The 17,304-nt window shown below is 65.5% G+C and carries 13 protein-coding genes and 1 pseudogene; 1 reads left to right on the forward strand and 13 read right to left on the reverse strand.

Annotation, left to right across the window (positions count from 1 at the left end; genetic code table 11):
* Positions 1 to 37 precede the first annotated feature (37 nt).
* The 6 genes from CAL22_RS12965 to CAL22_RS12990 form a co-directional block, all read right to left on the reverse strand.
* Positions 38 to 1,291: a dihydrolipoamide acetyltransferase family protein gene (locus CAL22_RS12965; protein WP_094813897.1), complete on the reverse strand. Its 1,254-nt coding sequence runs from the start codon at positions 1,289 to 1,291 to the stop codon at positions 38 to 40.
* Positions 1,292 to 1,303: 12 nt separating this feature from the next.
* The gene (locus tag CAL22_RS12970) at positions 1,304 to 2,002 is read right to left on the reverse strand and encodes a GntR family transcriptional regulator (protein WP_094813899.1); all 699 of its coding nucleotides are present in this window, start codon (positions 2,000 to 2,002) and stop codon (positions 1,304 to 1,306) included.
* Between the two features lie 8 nt (positions 2,003 to 2,010).
* Positions 2,011 to 2,733, reverse strand: coding sequence for an SDR family NAD(P)-dependent oxidoreductase (locus CAL22_RS12975; protein WP_094813901.1), 723 nt, complete (start codon positions 2,731 to 2,733; stop codon positions 2,011 to 2,013).
* Positions 2,717 to 4,912 (reverse strand): dehydrogenase E1 component subunit alpha/beta, encoded by a 2,196-nt coding sequence (locus CAL22_RS12980; protein WP_094813903.1) that lies wholly within the window; start codon positions 4,910 to 4,912, stop codon positions 2,717 to 2,719. The genes CAL22_RS12975 and CAL22_RS12980 overlap by 17 nt, the downstream gene beginning before the upstream one ends.
* Before the next feature lie 15 nt (positions 4,913 to 4,927).
* Entirely contained in the window at positions 4,928 to 5,698 is a 771-nt protein-coding gene (locus tag CAL22_RS12985; RefSeq protein WP_094813905.1) for an SDR family NAD(P)-dependent oxidoreductase, read from the reverse strand.
* Positions 5,699 to 5,880: 182 nt separating this feature from the next.
* Positions 5,881 to 6,534, reverse strand: coding sequence for a thiopurine S-methyltransferase (locus tag CAL22_RS12990; protein WP_094813907.1), 654 nt, complete (start codon positions 6,532 to 6,534; stop codon positions 5,881 to 5,883).
* Positions 6,535 to 6,681: 147 nt separating this feature from the next.
* Here CAL22_RS12990 and CAL22_RS12995 point away from each other — a divergent pair, with 147 nt between their 5' ends.
* On the forward strand, positions 6,682 to 7,455 hold the full coding sequence (locus CAL22_RS12995; RefSeq protein WP_094813909.1) for an SDR family oxidoreductase: 774 nt from the start codon (positions 6,682 to 6,684) through the stop codon (positions 7,453 to 7,455).
* A gap of 20 nt (positions 7,456 to 7,475) precedes the next feature.
* On the opposite strand, the pseudogene CAL22_RS13000 reads toward CAL22_RS12995, so the two are convergent.
* From CAL22_RS13000 to CAL22_RS13030, 7 genes and pseudogenes are all read right to left on the reverse strand, one after another.
* Positions 7,476 to 8,222 (reverse strand): annotated as a pseudogene (locus CAL22_RS13000) (YoaK family protein); the annotation flags it as partial.
* A 69-nt stretch (positions 8,223 to 8,291) separates the two neighbouring features.
* Positions 8,292 to 9,281 carry an Lnb N-terminal periplasmic domain-containing protein gene (locus tag CAL22_RS13005; RefSeq protein WP_094813913.1) on the reverse strand — a complete coding sequence of 330 codons (990 nt, stop codon included), beginning with the start codon at positions 9,279 to 9,281 and terminating at the stop codon, positions 8,292 to 8,294.
* A 32-nt stretch (positions 9,282 to 9,313) separates the two neighbouring features.
* Positions 9,314 to 10,753 (reverse strand): N-acyl-D-amino-acid deacylase family protein, encoded by a 1,440-nt coding sequence (locus CAL22_RS13010; protein ID WP_094813915.1) that lies wholly within the window; start codon positions 10,751 to 10,753, stop codon positions 9,314 to 9,316.
* Between the two features lie 2 nt (positions 10,754 to 10,755).
* Complete coding sequence (locus CAL22_RS13015; protein WP_208621990.1) at positions 10,756 to 12,345, reverse strand: ABC transporter substrate-binding protein; 1,590 nt, start codon at positions 12,343 to 12,345, stop codon at positions 10,756 to 10,758.
* The gene (locus tag CAL22_RS13020; RefSeq protein ID WP_094813917.1) at positions 12,342 to 13,022 is read right to left on the reverse strand and encodes a TetR/AcrR family transcriptional regulator; all 681 of its coding nucleotides are present in this window, start codon (positions 13,020 to 13,022) and stop codon (positions 12,342 to 12,344) included. Before CAL22_RS13020 ends, CAL22_RS13015 begins: the two co-directional genes overlap by 4 nt.
* A complete protein-coding gene (locus tag CAL22_RS13025) occupies positions 13,009 to 13,929 on the reverse strand; it encodes a DUF6963 family protein (RefSeq protein ID WP_094813919.1) in 921 nt (306 codons plus the stop codon). The genes CAL22_RS13020 and CAL22_RS13025 overlap by 14 nt, the downstream gene beginning before the upstream one ends.
* 171 nt (positions 13,930 to 14,100) lie before the next feature.
* A complete protein-coding gene (locus CAL22_RS13030) occupies positions 14,101 to 17,109 on the reverse strand; it encodes an autotransporter outer membrane beta-barrel domain-containing protein (protein WP_167383634.1) in 3,009 nt (1,002 codons plus the stop codon).
* Positions 17,110 to 17,304 lie beyond the last annotated feature (195 nt).

Consider the following 17,304-nt stretch of genomic DNA (forward strand, 5'->3'; position numbering starts at 1 on the left):
CGCCGGTCTCGTGCCGGCTGCGGCTACCCTTGCGGCCCTAAAGAATCAGTTCGATAGGGTTTTCCAACAAGTTCTGTACGGCAGCCAGATAGCGGGCGCCCGCCGCGCCATCGACCACGCGATGATCGGCCGACAACGTCAGTGACATCACATTGCCGATGCGGATTTCGTCACCGTCGACCACGGGCTGGCGCAGCACGGCGCCCGCTGCCAGGATGGCGCTTTGCGGCGGATTGATGATGGCCGCGAACTCATGCACGCCATACATCCCCAGGTTAGAGATGGTGAGGCTGCCGCCTTCGTACTGTTCGGGGCGCAGCCGGCCCCGGCGCGCCAGATCCACCAGATCGCTCAACTGCCCGGCCAGCGCACGCAAGCCGGCCTGGCCCACGTCCCGCAACACCGGGGTGATAAGGCCGTCGTCCAAGGCCACGGCCACGCCGATATCGACCTGCCCATGGCGCAAGGTGCCGCCTTCAGTCCATTGCACATTGACGTCGGGCACCTGTTGCAAAGCCCGGGCCGCCGCCAGCACGAGCAGATCGTTCAGGCTGTAGCGACGATCCTGGGCCGCGTTGAGCCGCGTCCGAGCGGCCAGCAGACCGTCCATGCGGCACTGCACACTCAGATAGAAGTGCGGGATGTCCTGTTTGGATTGCACCAGGCGCCGGGCGATCGTGCGGCGCATCGGTGTGTGCGGCGTCAGGCCCCCACTCGCGGGCGGCGCAGAGGCCTGGGCGGGCAACGATGAGGCCCTGGAGGCGGCCGGCGCCGAGGTGGCGGGTGCCGGGGCCGGCGGCGCTGCGCGCTCGATATCCACCCGGACGATGCGTCCAGCCGGCCCGCTGCCAGACAGGCTGCAAAGATCCACGCCGAGTTCGCGCGCCAGGCGCCGTGCCGAAGGGCTGGCAAAGACGCGCAGCGAAGCGGGTTCGTTCACTGCGGCGGGCATGGCGGCCTGAGGCAACGCGGCTGGCGCTGCCTCCACGGCAGGGGCCGGTGCTGCCCGGGCGAGATCGGCCCCGGCCTCAGCCGGCGCCGCCGCAGCGGACGCTGCCCGCAAAACGGCGATGACGTCCCCCACGGGGACCTCCGCATCACCCGCTTCGACATGGATACGGTGCAGCACACCGCCGTCCAGGGCTTCGAGTTCGATGACCGCTTTGTCGGTCTCGATTTCTGCCAGGATATCGCCTGCGCGGATCGTCTCGCCGGTTTGCTTAAGCCACTGCAGGATCTTGCCTTGCGTCGTGCCCGCGCCGATGGCGGGCATCACGACATTGATATCCATGTCGAACTTACCTCAAATGTTTGCCAGATTTCCGGTCTTCTCGATGTATTCCGCGGCATCCGAGATGTCCTGTACCACGGCCTGCCGCGCCCCCTCGGCATCGCGCCGCCGCAGCGCGTCCACCAGACGATCGTGATGCGCGAAAGACTCCCAACTTTCCGACTTGCGTTCTTTCCTGCCCATGCTCAGCGAAAACAGCGGGGCGATCTGCAGCCAGATGTTTTCTATCATCGTGACCAGCAAAGGCATGCCCGCTGCCTCATACAATGCGAAATGCAGATTGCGGTTGGCTTCTATGGTCTTGAGGGCATCGATACGCGGCAGGTGGCCCAGGCGGTCGAACTCGCGGGCATGCGCCTGAATACGCGCCACCGTGGCATCGTCGATGACGCGCACGGCCTCGGCCGCGGCGAATCCCTCCAGGCAGCACCGGATGCGCACGATCTCGCGAAACTTGGCCAGATCCGGCTTGGGGACGCGCAAGCCGCGATTGGGCAGCATCTCCAATGCGCCTTCCGCCACGAGCTTGTTCACCGCTTCGCGCACGGGCATCGGGCTGGTATTGAGCACGGCGGCCAGGCCACGCAGCGTGACCTTTTCGCCGGGCGGCACCGCGCCGCTCATCAGCAGCTGCCGGGTTTCGCTGTAGATCTGGTCGGCGACGGTGATACGCTCCTGCTTTTGCAGAAGCCCTTGCAAGATACTGTCCATGGTGTGTCTCAATTCATGTAGACGCCACCATTGACATCCAGGGTGGCGCCGCAGATGTAGCTCGCGCCATCAGAGCAAAGAAAAGCGATGGGCAAGGCGATCTCGCGAGGCTTGGCCTTGCGACCCATGGGAATTCTAGTCTCATCGAACGCCTGGCCCACGGTCATGGGCGTGTCGGTGGCGCCCGGCGCCACGCAGTTGACGATGACGCCGCTTTGCGCCCCGCGCCGCGCCAGCCATTTCACAAAAGCGAGCGTGCCTCCCTTGGCCGCGACATAGTGGGGACTTGCGGCCAGCCCGCCCATGCGCCCGGCGACTGACGCCACCAGCACCATGCGGCCGCCGCCTTGCGCCGCCATCCGCGCCAAGGCGGCCCGGCAAATATGCATCAAACCCAGGAGGTTGATGTCGACGACGCGCCGGAATACATCATCCCAGCCGTCTTCATTCCAATCATCCCAGGGACAGTAGCCCGCATTGGCCACCAGGGCATCCAGACGTTCAAGTCCGGCCACCGCTTGCTCGACCGCCTGCCTGTCGGTGACATCGAAGGCCAGCGCGCGGGCGCGGTATCCCTGCTCGCATAGCGCCTGCGCCACCGCCTCGGGCGCCTGCAGATCGGCCAGCACGACGTCGGCGCCGAGCTCGGCGCAGACCCGCGCCGTTTCCGCGCCAATGCCGCCGGCCGCGCCCGTGATCAGAATGGTTTTTCCTTCAAGCCCGAACGGCATCCGCCTCTCCTTGTTGCGGCAGCCCACTCTCGGCCAACATGCGGGCGATGAGCTGCCGGACGTCATCCGCGCCTGCCAGGGCCGCGCGCTCCAGAGCCTGTGACACGACAGGCGGCGCCCAACGTCCGGTCGCGCGCTGCACGGGCTGATCCAGATAGTCAAAATCGCGCCGCTGGATTTCGTCAGCGATCAGCGCGCCCAGACTGGCTCCGCGCGTGGTCTGCTCGACGATGGCCACCCGGCCCGTCTTTCGAACCGAACGGCTGATGGTGTCGTAATCGATATCGCGCTGAGACAACGTACGCAGATCGATGACCTCCGCATCCACGCCCATCTCCTCGGCCACTTGCACGCACAGCTCGACCATGCTGAGGGTGGCCAACAAGGTGATCTGGCGACCTTCGCGCACACGGCGTGCGCGCCCCAACGGGATGCAGTAATCGAGGTCTTTGGGCACGAGCGTCTTGCGCTTGTGCAGTTCCTGCGGTTCGAGCACCAACACGGGATCCTCGCATCGCAGCGCTGAGTTCATCAGGCCCACGTAATCGAACGCATTGGACGGCGCCACGATGCGCCAGCCGGGAAACAGGGCAAAGACCCCGGCAGGGTCCATCGAGTGTTGCGAACCATACCCCTCCAGCCCCGGAATGCGCGTACGCAACACCAACGGCACCGATGCCGTGCCGTTGAACAAATGCCGGATCTTGCCCGCCTGGTTGAGCAGCTGATCGCCAGCCACGAGGAAGAAGTCGCTATACATCAGTTCGACGACCGGTTTGAGGCCCGACAGAGCAGCGCCGGTGGCCAGGCCGCAGAAGCCGTTTTCCGTGATCGGCGTGTTGATCAGCCGCCCGGCAAAGCGATCCGTCAGACCACGCGTGGCCCCCACCGTGCCGCCGCCCATATTGGCCACGTCTTCGCCAAAAACGTAGATGCGCTCGTCCTCGGCCATTCGGGCGCCCATGGTCCGGGCGATGGCTTCGATGTAGCTCATGGGCTCCATCTCTGCGGCATCGAAGTCCTCGGGCTCGGCGAAACGCGCGTCGTCGAACTCGCGCATGTCGCTGTTCAGGTGCGCATCCACGGTGCTGGCATCCGGCCACAGCTCGGCGCGGATACGGGTTGCAGAGCCGCTGCCTTCGACGCACGAGGCAGCGGCGGCCTCGATAGCTTCGCAGACCGCCTGATCGATGGCAGCCAGCCGGCCTTCGTCCAGAATGCCGCGTGCGGGCAGCTCCCGCTGCAGAAACAGCCAGGGATCGCGGGCTTTCCATTCGGCCTCTTCTTCGCGGGTGCGGTAGCCAAAAGCGCTGCCCGGAATCGAAGAGCTCTGGTGATAGTAGCGGTATACCTCCGCAAGAATCAGAACCGGGCGTCCCTCCTGGCGGATGGCGTTCTGTGCCCAACGGCCAGCCAGCCAGACCGCAAAGGGATTCATGCCGTCGACCTTGACCGAGGCGATGCCGTGTCCTTGCGGCCGCGTCAGCAGTTCGGTCTGATAAGTGGATTGCTCCACACTCATCGACACGGCGTACTTGTTGTTCTCGAGGAAGAAGATCATCGGCAGCCCGTAGAGCGCCGCCAGATTCATGGCTTCATGGGTCGCGCCCTGATGCACGGCACCATCGCCAAAGAAGGTGACCATCAGCTTGTCGGAGCCGCGCTGCTTTTCGGCAAAGGCATGTCCGCAGGCGATGGGGATGCCGCCGGCAACGATGGCATTGGTGCCCATGATGCCCAAGTCCGCCCGTCGCAAGTGCATGGACCCTCCGCGACCGCCGGTCCAACCGCCCGACAGGCCGAGAATTTCCTGCATCAAACCCTGCAGTTCTGCGCGGATGCGCGCACTCAGCACGCCGTCGCGCGGGGCTTCGTAAATGGCGTTGACGGCCTTGGCGACGCATTGATGATGGGCCCGATGCGTACCGTTCATCAAGGTATCGACCGGCAAGGCTGCCACGCATCCGGCCGCGGCGCCTTCCTGGCCGATGCTCGAATGTGCGGGACCGTGCACGAGATTCAGTTTGTCGAGCTGGAGGATTTTCTCCTCGAAACGCCTGGCCGCCAGGAAGAGCGTGACCAGGCGCTCGGCCTCGGCCGGCGTCAGTTGCGCCCAATCGCTGTCTTCGACTACCAGCCTACGCGCGGCCGTGCCGGCGTCGATATCTTCAAATCGCATGCCGTTATCCGTCCGTCAGATGTGCGCGGTCACGCCGCCGTCGACCACCAGGCTGGCGCCGGTCACGAAGTCGGAAGCCGCGGCGGCCAGGAAGATCGTTGCCCCGATCAGATCCTCGGGTTCGCCCCAGCGCCCGAGCGGGGTCGTGGCCACGACCCGTTCGGCGTGGCCCGGAATATCGACCCGAGCCTGACGCGACAGCGCCGTATCGATCCACCCGGGCTGAATCACGTTGACGGTGATGCCGTCGGCAGCCCAGGCGCAGGCCAGCGATCGGGTCATTTGCAACACGCCGCCTTTGCTCGCGGAGTAGGCTGCCGTCACCGCATTGGACGCCAGCGCCAGGATGGAACCGATATTGATGATCTTGCCGCGGCCTTGCGCCTTCATGACAGGGTAGACGGCCTGGCTCATGTTGAAGCTGCCCTTGAGATTGATATCGACGATGCGGTCCCATACCGCTTCTTCGTAGCATTCCGGACGCATTCGGGTGTTGACGCCTGCGCAATTGATGAGCACATCAATCCCGCCGAATTCGCTTACAGCCTGCGCGACCGCCGCCGTGCACGCCTGGCGATCCTCGACACGCAAGGCCAGCGCCGCTACCTTGCCCCCCGTTGCGGCCAACTCGGCGACCAGGCCGTCCAGGGCTTCCCCCGCCAGATCGGCCAGCACCAGCGACGCCCCTTCCTGCCCGAGCGCGCGGGACATGGCGCTGCCGATCCCTCCTGCCGCACCGGTAATCATCACGGTCTTGCCGCGCAGATCGAAAAGCTTGCTGCTCATTTGTCTCCGTCCAGCTTTTTTGTTGATATGTGAGATGTGATCACAAATCAAATTTTAAGAAGCCACCTCCAGCGGCGTCAATGCGCGACGTATCGGGATCTACCCTAGCCCGCCGTCTGCACTTCGCGCCCCCCATGCAAAACGCCCGGACAAGCCGGGCGGTGCACTCCCTGCAGGCAGGCTCAGGTCTGGGCGCCGAGGCGGAACACCAGGGTGTCGAGGCGGCTCACGCCGCGCGCGGCGAACTTGGGCTCTTTGGCGAGAATGTCGCGACGGTCGATGAGTCTGGCGCCGGCCCCATACAAGGCGAGCACCTGGCTCTCATCCAGCGCAAACGGCGGCCCCTCCATTTCGTTCTGGGGGTAGTCCAGCGTAAGGAGCAAGCCGCGGTGCGATGCGGGCATCTGTCCATAGACGTGCCTGACGTAGTCAGCGCGCATCGCGGCGGGCAAGGCGACCAGCGCGGCGCGGTCGTAGGCGGCCTGGCATTGGCCGAGCACCTCGCGATCCAGCTTGAAGATGTCGCCACAGATGATTTCCACGCCATGCGCGGCGTAATGCTCGCCGTACGCGCTGCTCCAGCGCCGCGGGCTCCAGCCCTGTTCGGCAAAGAACTGCTCGATCGCCAACGGCGACAGTTCCACCCCCAGCACCTCATGGCCCTGCTCCGCCAGCCACACCATGTCCAGCGTTTTGCCTGCCAGGGGCACCAGCACCCGCGCCGAGCGCGGCACCTCCAGCGCCGGCCAATACTTCTGCAGCAAAGGCGTCACCCGGGCCTGATGAAAGCCCGTTTGACCTTCACGCCAACGTTGCAGCCAGAAATCCGCTTCCATATGTCTCCACCTTGTCATGCGCCGCGCACCCGGCGGCAGCTGCCTGCATTGTAGGTGGCGAAAGACCGCACTGGTGGCAGGGCCGCCCCGCTGCGGCCCGCGCCCATCGGGATATGCTGATCGCCAATCACCCACCTGGAGACACTGATGGATCTGCAACTCGGCGGCAAGCGTGTACTCATCACCGGCGCATCCAAGGGCATCGGCCTGGCCTGTGCGCTGTCGTTCGCGCGCGAAGGCGCCCGCCCGATTCTGGTGGCGCGGGACCGGCAGGCCCTGGGCGATGCGGTGCAGGCTATCGGCGAACAAACCGCGGTGCAGGCGGAGTTCCTGGTCAGTGATCTGGCGCAACCCGGCGCCGCTCAGGCGCTGGCCGAGGAAGCCGGCGCGATTGACATCCTGGTGAACAATGCCGGCGCGATTCCCGGCGGATCACTGGAGCAGGTCGATGAACAACGATGGCGCGCCGCCTGGGACCTGAAAGTCTATGGCTTTATCAATCTGACGCGCGCGTGCTACCCCGCCATGCGCGAGCGCGGCAGCGGCGTAGTGGCCAACATCATCGGCAAGGCGGGCGTGGCCCCCCGCGCGGACTATATCTGCGGGGCGACCGCCAACGCGGGTCTGATCGCCTTCACCCGTGCATTGGGCGGCCAAGCCCCTGAGCACGGCCTGCGCGTCTTCGGCGTGAACCCCACCCGCACCCGAACCGATCGGGTCGTGACGCTGGCGCAGCAGCGGGCGCAAGCCCGTTGGGGCGACCCGCAGCGCTGGCAAGAGACCCTCACCGACCTGCCGTTCGGGCGCCTGACGGAGCCGGCGGAGATCGCCGATGTGATCGTCTTCGGCTGCTCGCCCAGAGCGGGGTACCTGAGCGGCACCGTCATCGATCTGGACGGCGGCGAGCAGTACACCGGCTAGCGGCGACGCATGCGCTCGGCCCGCCTGCCGAACATGGCGCGCACGTCATCGAGCACGGGCACAATGGCCAGCCCCGCCAGCAACAGAGCCAGCGGAAGCGTCGCGGCAAAGCCCAGCCTCGCATAGGCCAGTGCGCCAGTCAGGCCGCCCACGAAAAACAGGGCGACCATGAGGCTGAGCACCCGCAGTTTCTGGCGGTCTGCCACCACTCTGGGCGCGGCGGTGGCGCGCGCATTCCAGTACAGGAACTTGCCGAGTTCGATCCCGATGTCGGTCACCATGCCTGTGATGTGCGTGGTGCGTATCTCGGCCCGCGACACTTTCGTGATCATGGCATTTTGCAGACCCATGATGTAGCACAGCAGGATGACCGTCAGGGGCAGGTATAGCCACAGAAAGCGCTCGACACTGGCCCCCATGAGGCCAAACAGCAGTAGCAGCGCGGCTTCGAGCAGCAGAGGCAGGGCATACTCGCTGGCCAGCCGGCCGCGCCGCGCGAAGTTGATCAGCCATGCGGAAGTCGCGGCGCCGCACACAAAGGCCAGCAGCGCGGCCAGCCCCTGGACGACCAGGATGGCGCTGCCCACGGCCAGATGATCGGCCATGGCCGACACGATGCCGGACATGTGCGAGGTGTACTGCGCGACGGCCAGAAACCCGCCGGCGTTGACGGCACCCGCGACGAATATAAGGACGTAGGCCAGATGCAGATTGGCCCGGGGCGTGCGTTGCGCCGCGGTCAGTCCGCGCAAATAGGGAATCGCCACATTACCCCCGAGGCAGCGATGTCGACGCCGGCATTGTAGGCACGGGCCAGGCCGGCTGACCATAGCGCGTCACGGCTGGCGTATCGCTCGCGAAAACTCCGGGGTATTCCCCACGCGGGCCGCCCGTGCCGTGATGTCGGCATGCTGACGGATCTGCTCCAGCGACTGGCTGTGGTCCAGGCCGCCGTGCGCGTACAGATACTCCGGCAAATACCCCGACAGCAGAAGCCGGTAATCCATGGGCAGGCCCGGCACGATGGCGCGCGCCATCTGGTAGACCAGCGTGGTGCAGTTGGCCGTCACGGTGTGGTAGAAGCGCGGCTGCTCACGCAAGCCATTGGCGGTGTCGACGTAGGCCAGGAACAGCTCCCGCATGGCCTGGCGCGACATGCTGATGGGATAGATGGCGACCTGTTCGCCGCGCACGGCGGTGCGCACGTAAATGATGTCGCGCTCGTCGGCCGCCACGACACTGAGCTCGAACTCTTTGAAAAAACCGCCGATTTCGGAAAACTTCTCGTGCTTTTCTTTGCGGATTTCTACCGAGAAGACCACGTGCTGGCCATCCGAAAACCCGAATGACACCAGCGTGTGCGCGATGGCGGGCATGCCCCAGGTGGACAGCACCATGTCCACCGACTCGAGCTCATCGAGATCGTAGCTGCGGTTTTCCCAGCGCACGGTGTAGTCATCATCGGTGCGCCACTGGAAATTGCGCACATTTTCCAGGCGAACCACCGAGCCGGCGTGGCTGCCGCCCAACATGCGGGCCACGTCGTCGGCCCAGACCCGGTCGTTGGAGGGTTGCAGGCTGTGCCACCAGCCCAGCAGCACGAGGACCAGCAGCGCATACAGCCACCCCGCGCGCCGCCCCCAATGCGGCCGCGCAAACAGCGCGTAGAGCGCCGCCAGCGCGCTGGCCACCCACAGCACCGTCGCCAGCCCTTTGCCCCAGCGCCCCCCAGGGAGCTGGTAATAAAGCGCCAGCCCGCCCCAAGCGGTGACCAGCACCACGGCCAGGCCGGCCAGCACACGCCACACGATGGACTTTCCTGACACGCCCTGCTCCCGCTCGACCGCCGTTGGACATTCTAGGCTTGGCGGCGCAACACCCTGCCCGGCCGCTCGCCCGTGGATTTGCCATCTTGCCAGACGGCACGCCCGTTGGTCCAGACGACGTCTATCCCTGCGGCGGGGGCAATCGGCCGGGCAAAGGTAGCGCGATCCTCGACGTTGGCGGCATCCAGCAGCACCAGATCCGCGTAAGCCCCCTCGCGCAGCACGCCGCGGTCGGCCAGACCGAAGCGCGCGGCGGTCAGACCGGTCATTTTGTGGATGGCTTTTTCCAGCGGGAACAGGCCGAGGCCGCGCGCGTAATGGCCCAGCACGCGCGGAAAGCTGCCCCACAGGCGCGGATGCGGCATTTCGTCCTGAGGCAGGCCATCCGAGCCTATCATCGTGTCATCAAAGCCCAGAATGCGCTGGACATCGTCCTCGTGCATGCGAAAGTAGATGGCGCCGGCCGGTTGCAGACGACGCACGGCTTCAGGCACCGGACAATTCATCTCCCGCGCCAGCTCATCCAGGTCACGGCCCGCATACTGCGGGCAGGCGGTGGACCAGGTCACGATGACGCGGGCCGCGCCATCGACGAGATCCTGTTCCAGAATGGTCGACGAGGCATTGTAGGGATAGCAATCCAGGCAGATCGGCTGCCGGCGCATCTGCTCGCTGATGCGCGCCAGCGTCTGCTGCGAGCGGCCGTAATTGGGACGCCCGACCACTTTGTGATGCGATATCACCACGGGGACGTCCAGCTCGCGGCCGATGCGAAACGTTTCCTCCAGGCAATCCATGATGGTGTCGCCTTCGTCGCGCAAGTGCGTGGTGAAGATGCCGCCGTGCTCGCGCAAGGGCCGGCAGACTTCGATGACCTCCTCGGTGCTGGCTGCGCGCGACGGGGCATAGGCCAGGCCCGTGGACACGCCAATCGCCCCGGCCTGCAAGGCGAGCTCGACTTGTTCCCGCATCGCGGCCACTTCAGCGGGGCGTGCGGCGCGGTCCAGGTCCGGTACCGCCGCCACACGCAAGGTGATGTGCCCCAGCAGCATGGCGCAATTGGTGGCGGCCGGCTGCTCGCGCAATGCCTGCATATAGTCGGCATAGCGCGCGTACCGGAACCACCCGCCCTGCGTATCGAGCAGATCCAGAGGCGGCACGATGCGCGGCGGGCGCGGCGCCAGCGAAATGCCGCAATTGCCGCCCACCACGGTCGTGACACCCTGGCTGACCTTGGGTGCCATGTCGGCATCGGACAGCAAAGCGCGGTCATCGTGGGTATGCGCATCGATGAATCCGGGCGCGAGCACCCGCCCAGCGCCGTCGACTTCCACGCACCCGCCGTGCCCGGCCAAGTCTCCGATCCGTACGATCCGGTCGCCCTGAACAGCCAGATCGGCGACGAAGCGCGGCGCGCCCGTGCCATCGATGATCTCCGCGCCGCGGATGAGCAAATCATGCATGCCGCCCATGCTCATTGCTCGCTTTTCTTCAGATTCCAGAACAAGGTCACGGGCGCCTCGAGGATGCCGGACAGCCGCTTGCTGTAGGCGGCCGGGATCTGGAACTGCCCCAATGGCCCGACGACACCCTCATCGAGGGCGACCTTCTGGATCTCGGCGGCGATGCGTTTGCGCTCGGCGACATCCGTCGTCTGCGCGTATTTCAGCCGCAAGGCCTCCAGCGCGGGGACATCCGGCCAACCCGCCCAGGCCTTGCGCCCGTTGGCCTGCAAGGTGGTATTGCTGAACGGGTCCCCGCTGGTCGCCAGAATGCTGTAGGTGGAGAAGATATTCCAGCCGCCTTCGGCAGGCGGCTTCTGATTGCCCTGTTGCGAGACGACGCTTTGCCAGTCCATGGCCTTCATGACCACATTGAACCCGGCCTTGCGCAGGGCCGCGCCCAGCACCACGGGCTGCGCCGAGAGCATGGCGATGTCGGAGGGTTGCAGAATGACGACCGGCGTGCCGTCGTACTTGGCTTGTTTAAGTAACTCCTGGGCGCGATCGATGCGCCCGGGCACGACCCAATCCTCGCCCGTCGTATCACCCATGGGGTTGCCGCAACCCATCACGGCCGCGCACGTCCGGTAGAACTTGGGGTTGCCCACCAGTGCCTTGAGCACATCCTCCTGGCTGACCGCGGCAATGGCCGCCTGACGCACCAGTTTGTTGTCAAACGGCGGGTGCAGGTGATTCATGCGGAAATAGGTCCAGGCGCCCAGCTTGTCCAGCACCTGGACCTGCAGCGCCGGATCGCCCTCGACCATGGGCAACAAATCAAAAGGCAGCTGCTGCAGGTAGTCCACCTCGCCGTTCTGCAAGGCATTGACCGCCGTCATCTGATCGGGCATGGCGACCCATTCGACCCGGTCCACATTGACCACCTTGCCGCCGGCCGTCCAACTGGGCGGCTCGGCGCGCGGGACATAGTCCTTATTCTTCTCGTAGACCACTTTCAAGCCGGCCTTGAATTCGCCGGGCAAAAATTTGAAAGGCCCGGAGCCGATAAACTCCTTGATCGGTTGGGCGCTGGGCGTGTCGGCGATACGCTTGGGCATCATGAAAGCCGGCCGCGAGCTGAGCTTGGCCAGCCCTTCGAGCAGCAGCGTCGTGGGCTGCTTGAGCACCACGCGGAACTGCTTGTCGCCAACGGGTTCCATGCTCTGCACCATGGTCATCAGCACCTGGCCGGTGGCATCGACATCCGCCCAGCGCTTGATGGAAGCCAGGCAATCCTCGGCTGTGACGGCCTGTCCATCGTGCCATTTGAGGCCATCGCGCAGGGTGAAGGTGTAGGTCTTGCCATCATCGCTGACGGTCCAGTTCGCCATCTGCGGCTGGATCTTGAAGTGCTCATCCGTACCCAGCAGCGTGTCGTAGATCATGTATCCATGGTCACGCGTCAAGAACGCCGTGGTCATGACCGGATCGAGCACCCGCAGCCCGGACTGCATGACCACGGAAACGGTTTGGGCGCCGACACCGGCCGACAGGCCGGCCGTCAAGGCCGCACTCAACAGCATGTGTCTGGCGCCGCAGCGCAGACCTTGCAACAACGTCATGGCACTTCCCCTTCAGTGTGGCCGGCGTCGCGGCCTTTCTTCGATGTCGGGCGCGCGGCTTCCAGCGCGCTCAACGGTTGCGATTTCAGCGGTTCCGGCAAGCCCTGAACCATGTTTTCCAGGGCCGCGTACAGACGTTCCCACCCCTGGGCGCTGCGCAAAGGCACCCCGAGAAAGTGACTTTCCGTCTTTGAACGCAGCATCAGATACAGCACGCCGGCCAGCATGATGCTGACCTGGGCCGGCACGTCAGCCGCGTCGGTCAGTCCATCGACACGGTCGATGAAGGCGCGCGCGCTGCGCTCGCGGCGTTCGGCCAGACAGGCCGTGACTTCGTTGCGCTCGACCAGCTCCCAGCGGCGGATCTCGCGCAGGCTTTCATTGCCGGCCAGGGCGTCGATCTGCGCACGCAGCATCGCCAGGATGAGTTCGGCGGGCGGACGGGCGCTGGACTCGCCGACAGCGAGCAGATCCGCGTGGCCGGTCCAGTAGTCCTGCTCACTCATCCAGGCCATTAATAGTCCGGGCAGGCCGTCGAAATAGCGGTAGATCAGTTCCTTGCTGACGCCCGCCCGCTTGGCGATGGCATTGACGCCGACACCGGCCATGCCGTTTTCACGGATCACGGCCTCCAGGGCTTGCAGCATCAGCCTCTCGGTCTGCTCACGGCGCGACATCCCGCCCCCGCATCAAAAGATAGGAGCCGGCGGCGGCCGGATGCACGGTGCCGCCACGCAACTCGGCGTACAGCTCGGTCTGCGCGCGTCCGACCCAACGTCCGTCGCGCCAGATGCCAGCGCCCAGATAAACGGCCGTCGCCGCCCGCTGCAGGCCGGCCAGGCGCGGATCGGCGGTCTCCAGGCCCTGAATGCGTCCCTGCGCGTCGATATGCACCCGATCCGTCTTGCCCAGTTCGAGGTGTACGGGCGCGGCCAAGGTCAATAGTTGCAGCCCGCCCGCGCGCCCCGTCAAGCGGGCCCAGGCCAGTTCGGCCAGATCCGGGGCGAGCGGCGCGCGCGTATAGATACTGTTGTGCAGCAAGCCCAAACTGCCTTGATGGGTCTGACGCCGCAGCTCGCCCACATCGTCGCGCCGGGTGACACGCACGCTGTTGCCCATGCCCAGCCGGCCCCGGGTATCCAGCGCAATGAGACCGGCGTCCCACTCGCCATGGGCTGCCAACACCTCATCGACGGCTTGCTGCGGCCCCATGCCTGCTTTCATGCGCTGCAAGACCGCCTGGTTCAGCGCCGTGCCATCGCCGCCCGCCTGATTGGGCAGGCGATGGCCCGTGACCAGCCCCAAAGCCGACTCACCTGCCAGGAACTGGGTGAGGGGTTCCGGCCGATCCGGCCCGCTGGAGATGGCGGCCGCCACCCTTGCGCACTGCCAGGACGCGGGTAGATCGAGTGCGGTGACGCCGCCGCGCTGCGTGCTGCGGTAATCCACCCGGCCCTGCTCGTCCAGGATGGCCAGTACCGCGAAACCGCCGATGGCGCCCCGGCCCAGCAGCTCCGCGCCCAGCACCGCGTCACGCACCGCCCACGCCGCGCGTTCACCGCTTGCCGCCACGCCTATCGTCATACCGCCTCCGCGATGTGACCATGTGGTCACATCGGGATGCTAGAGCGCAGGCAGCGGCCTGGAAAACTAGTGAAAACCCCCGCCATCCCAGGGCCGGGATGACGGGGGAGGAGCGGAAGGACCGGGGGCTTGGGGCAGGGTCATTGCAACCCCGCCCCACGCCCGCCGGCTTCAGAAGCGGTAGCGCACGCCGCCGTTAAAGAGCCAGCCGTTCACGCCGGAGCCGCCCAGCGCCTGCATGCGCGCCACTTCACCGTATAGCGAGAGCGTGTCGGTGACGGCGCCGGTCACGCCCGCCGAGTAGCGCATGGCGTCGCCATACTGACCCGTGCGGAAGGTCGTGTCGCCGACCTCCACATTGGTCGCGCCGTTGAAGGCGTGCAGCACATGCACGCCGACATACGGCGTGATGCGCCCCTTGGCCAGATCGATGGGACGCGTCAGGCGCGCGCCCAGACGGGCCATGCCGTGGGTCTGCGAACCGATGTCCACGTCCAGGCCATCGGCATCGGTCTTGCGGTCAAACCGCAAGTGTTGCGCGATCAACTGGACCTGCGGCTCCAGGTTCATGCCATAGCCGATGGCAAAGGGGTAACCCGCCTCGACCGAAGCCGCGTAGCCCTGGCCTTTCAGGTCCATCGCCTTGCCCCGGGCATCGGTGTGCACGTCGCCATCGAACCAGCCCACGGACAGAATCCCGTCCACATACCAGCCCTGATGGCTCTGGTAGGTGGCGTATCCCGACAGGCGGTAGGTATCGATCTTGCTGCGGCTGCTGCCGTCGACGGCATGCGGATGGAAGTTCAGGCGGCCGATCGAACCGGCCGCGCCGAAGCGCCATACACCGTCCTCGGAGGCTTTACGCAACAGATTTCCACCCAGTTGCATGGCGCCGTAATCGCCGCTGGCGTCGTAACCGAAGGCGCGGAAACTGCGATTGGTACGGTAGCTGAAGTCGCCGCCATAGGCCCGGAAGAAGACTTCGCCCTGCCCCGGATCTTTACCCTGCGTCCCATCCTCGCGAATCTCGCCCAGGCGCCGGTGCAAGGAATCCAGATCGGCGTAGGTCGCATATTGCAAGGCAATCGGGGCGATCAGATACGACGGCACCTGCGGCGCGACCTCCTGCCGCACATCCGGCAGCGTCGGGTCTGGCGTGGGCGCCGGCCCCTCCGGATTGACGTAGGCGCTTTGCAGGCGGTAGTCCCAATAGCCGTCGGCATTGCCGACCAGGGACTGCGACGGGTCGGCTGCGCCCAGCTCCGCATCAGGCCCATAGGCAAACAGGCGATAGGTATAAGGCGCCTGGGTCGTCGTGACGTAGCCGCCTTGCAGCGTAAAGGCATTGCTGCTGGAAGCGCCGCCGACCTGCACGACGGATATCCCCTCGCTACTCAGATGGCCGCCCTCAGGCGAGGTCAACCCGCCCGGACTGGCCGTGACCTCCTTGATTTGCACCGCCGTCGTGCCGCTGGCGTCACCCGCGACCAGGAGACGGTCCGTGTACTGATTGCCAAGCGCACCGCCGCTATTCAGGTAGGTGTTGAGCGCCACCACGCCATCGGCGCCGCGATAATCGCCGCGCACATCGAGTTGGCGGTAAGCGGTGGCATCGGTCGGCCGCGACGCCACGTCGCTGGCGCCTTGCAGATCGATCAGGCTGTTGTCATTGCTCAATCCATCGACCGTGGCGTCCTGCGTCACGTTCCAGCGGCTGGCCTGCGCCAGATTGACATCCACCGTGCTGTCTTCCTGCGCACCGATCAAGCCGGTGATGAGCGAGCCGCTGGCGTTGACCACGCCAGCGCCGGGACCGGCGCCGTCAGCGGCCACCCAGATGGCTGCCTCCCCGCCCGTGACCGTCGAGTCCGTCAACTGCACCACGCCATGACCGCCGTAGAGATAGATGCCTTCGGCCTGCTTGGCGTCGATGGTGCTGCGGGTCAGGTCTACGGTCTTGGGCGTGGCGGCGTCGTCGTCGCCATAGATGAACAAGGCGCGCGACCCCGCGCCCTCGCTCAGCAAGGTCGCGCCATCGGCCGAGAACGAGCCGGTTTTTGTCACGGTCACGGCCGTCGCCTTGTCGCCCGTGGTGTGCACCAGTGTGCCCTGGCCGTTGTATGTCCCCAGCGTCACGGCGCCTCCCTGCACCAGCAAGGCGCGCGAGGTGTCCGCGTTCGTCTGCAGCAGACTGCCGTCCAAGGCGGTCTGCCCGCCTGTCGTCCACACGGCAATGGAATTGGTGCCGTCCGCGGTGATGGTATTGCCCTTTAGCGCGACGTCCCCGCCCGCCACCCAGACCGTCTGCGTGCTGTCCAGCGTGGTGTGCACAGCCGAATCCGTCAGGTCCACCGAGGCGCTGTCGCCCGACACCACCAGACCCCGCGATCCATCGGCGGTGATGCTCACGTTCGAGCCATCGAATTTGCCGCCCGAAATAGCGACCGCATAAGCGTCGCCCTTGGTGTGCACCACGACATTGTTGGCGGTCAGATGCGTGCCCGTGTAGGTCTGCACCCCATTGGACTGGTAGCCGGAGGTGATGATGGAACCGTTGGTCAATGTGAAGCGGGTGTCCTGGGTGGGGTCGCTCCCCACCAGGTAAATCCCATAAGCCTTCTCGCCCGATGTCTCGATGGCGGTTTCGGTCATGATGAACTCCGCACCGCCCCAGCCCACGACACCGGAGGAGCGTTCGCCCGTGGTGGTCAGGGTGGCGTGATTGAGCTCGATCGTGGCCTGATTGCCATAAGACCGCACGGCATCCGACTCGCTGCCCTTGGTGGTGATGAAGATATCGGTGGCTTGCAGTTCAGCGCGCGCGGAGTCGCCGACGGTATAGATACCGCGCGAATTGATGTTGTCATCGTGCTCAGGCGTATCGACGGTGATGTAGGTGCCGCCGCCCAGTACCGTGATCTTGCCGGAGCTGACGTACAGGCCGTCGGCCGCGTTGCCGTGGGTATTGATGTAGATCGCGCCATCGTTAGCCTTGAGCGTGGCCTGAGCGCCATTGAAAACCTGCACGCCGGTCCCCCCGAGATTCGCAGGATAGGGCGGCGTGGGTGTAATGGTGGTGCCGCCTTCGATGACGACACTATTGCCCGCGCCGGTGACCGATATGGGGTCTGTGACCAGACCCGGACCATATACCGTCTCGCTCTGCGCTTGCGCAGGCATATGGAAAGCCAACGCCAGGGTGACGACCAAGGGGGCAACGCGCCACTCGGCGCGAGGATTGTTTCGGCGGGGTATTCGACCAGGCCGAGGCTGGCTCATTACTTGCTTCATGACCACTCCCGTTACGTTGAAACCACGCTGACGGAGGGCATAGAGGGCTTGCTTGAAACTCGTTGCGTCCAGAATGTCGCGCCA

The organism is Bordetella genomosp. 12, assembly GCF_002261355.1.
Lineage (GTDB): Bacteria > Pseudomonadota > Gammaproteobacteria > Burkholderiales > Burkholderiaceae_B > Bordetella.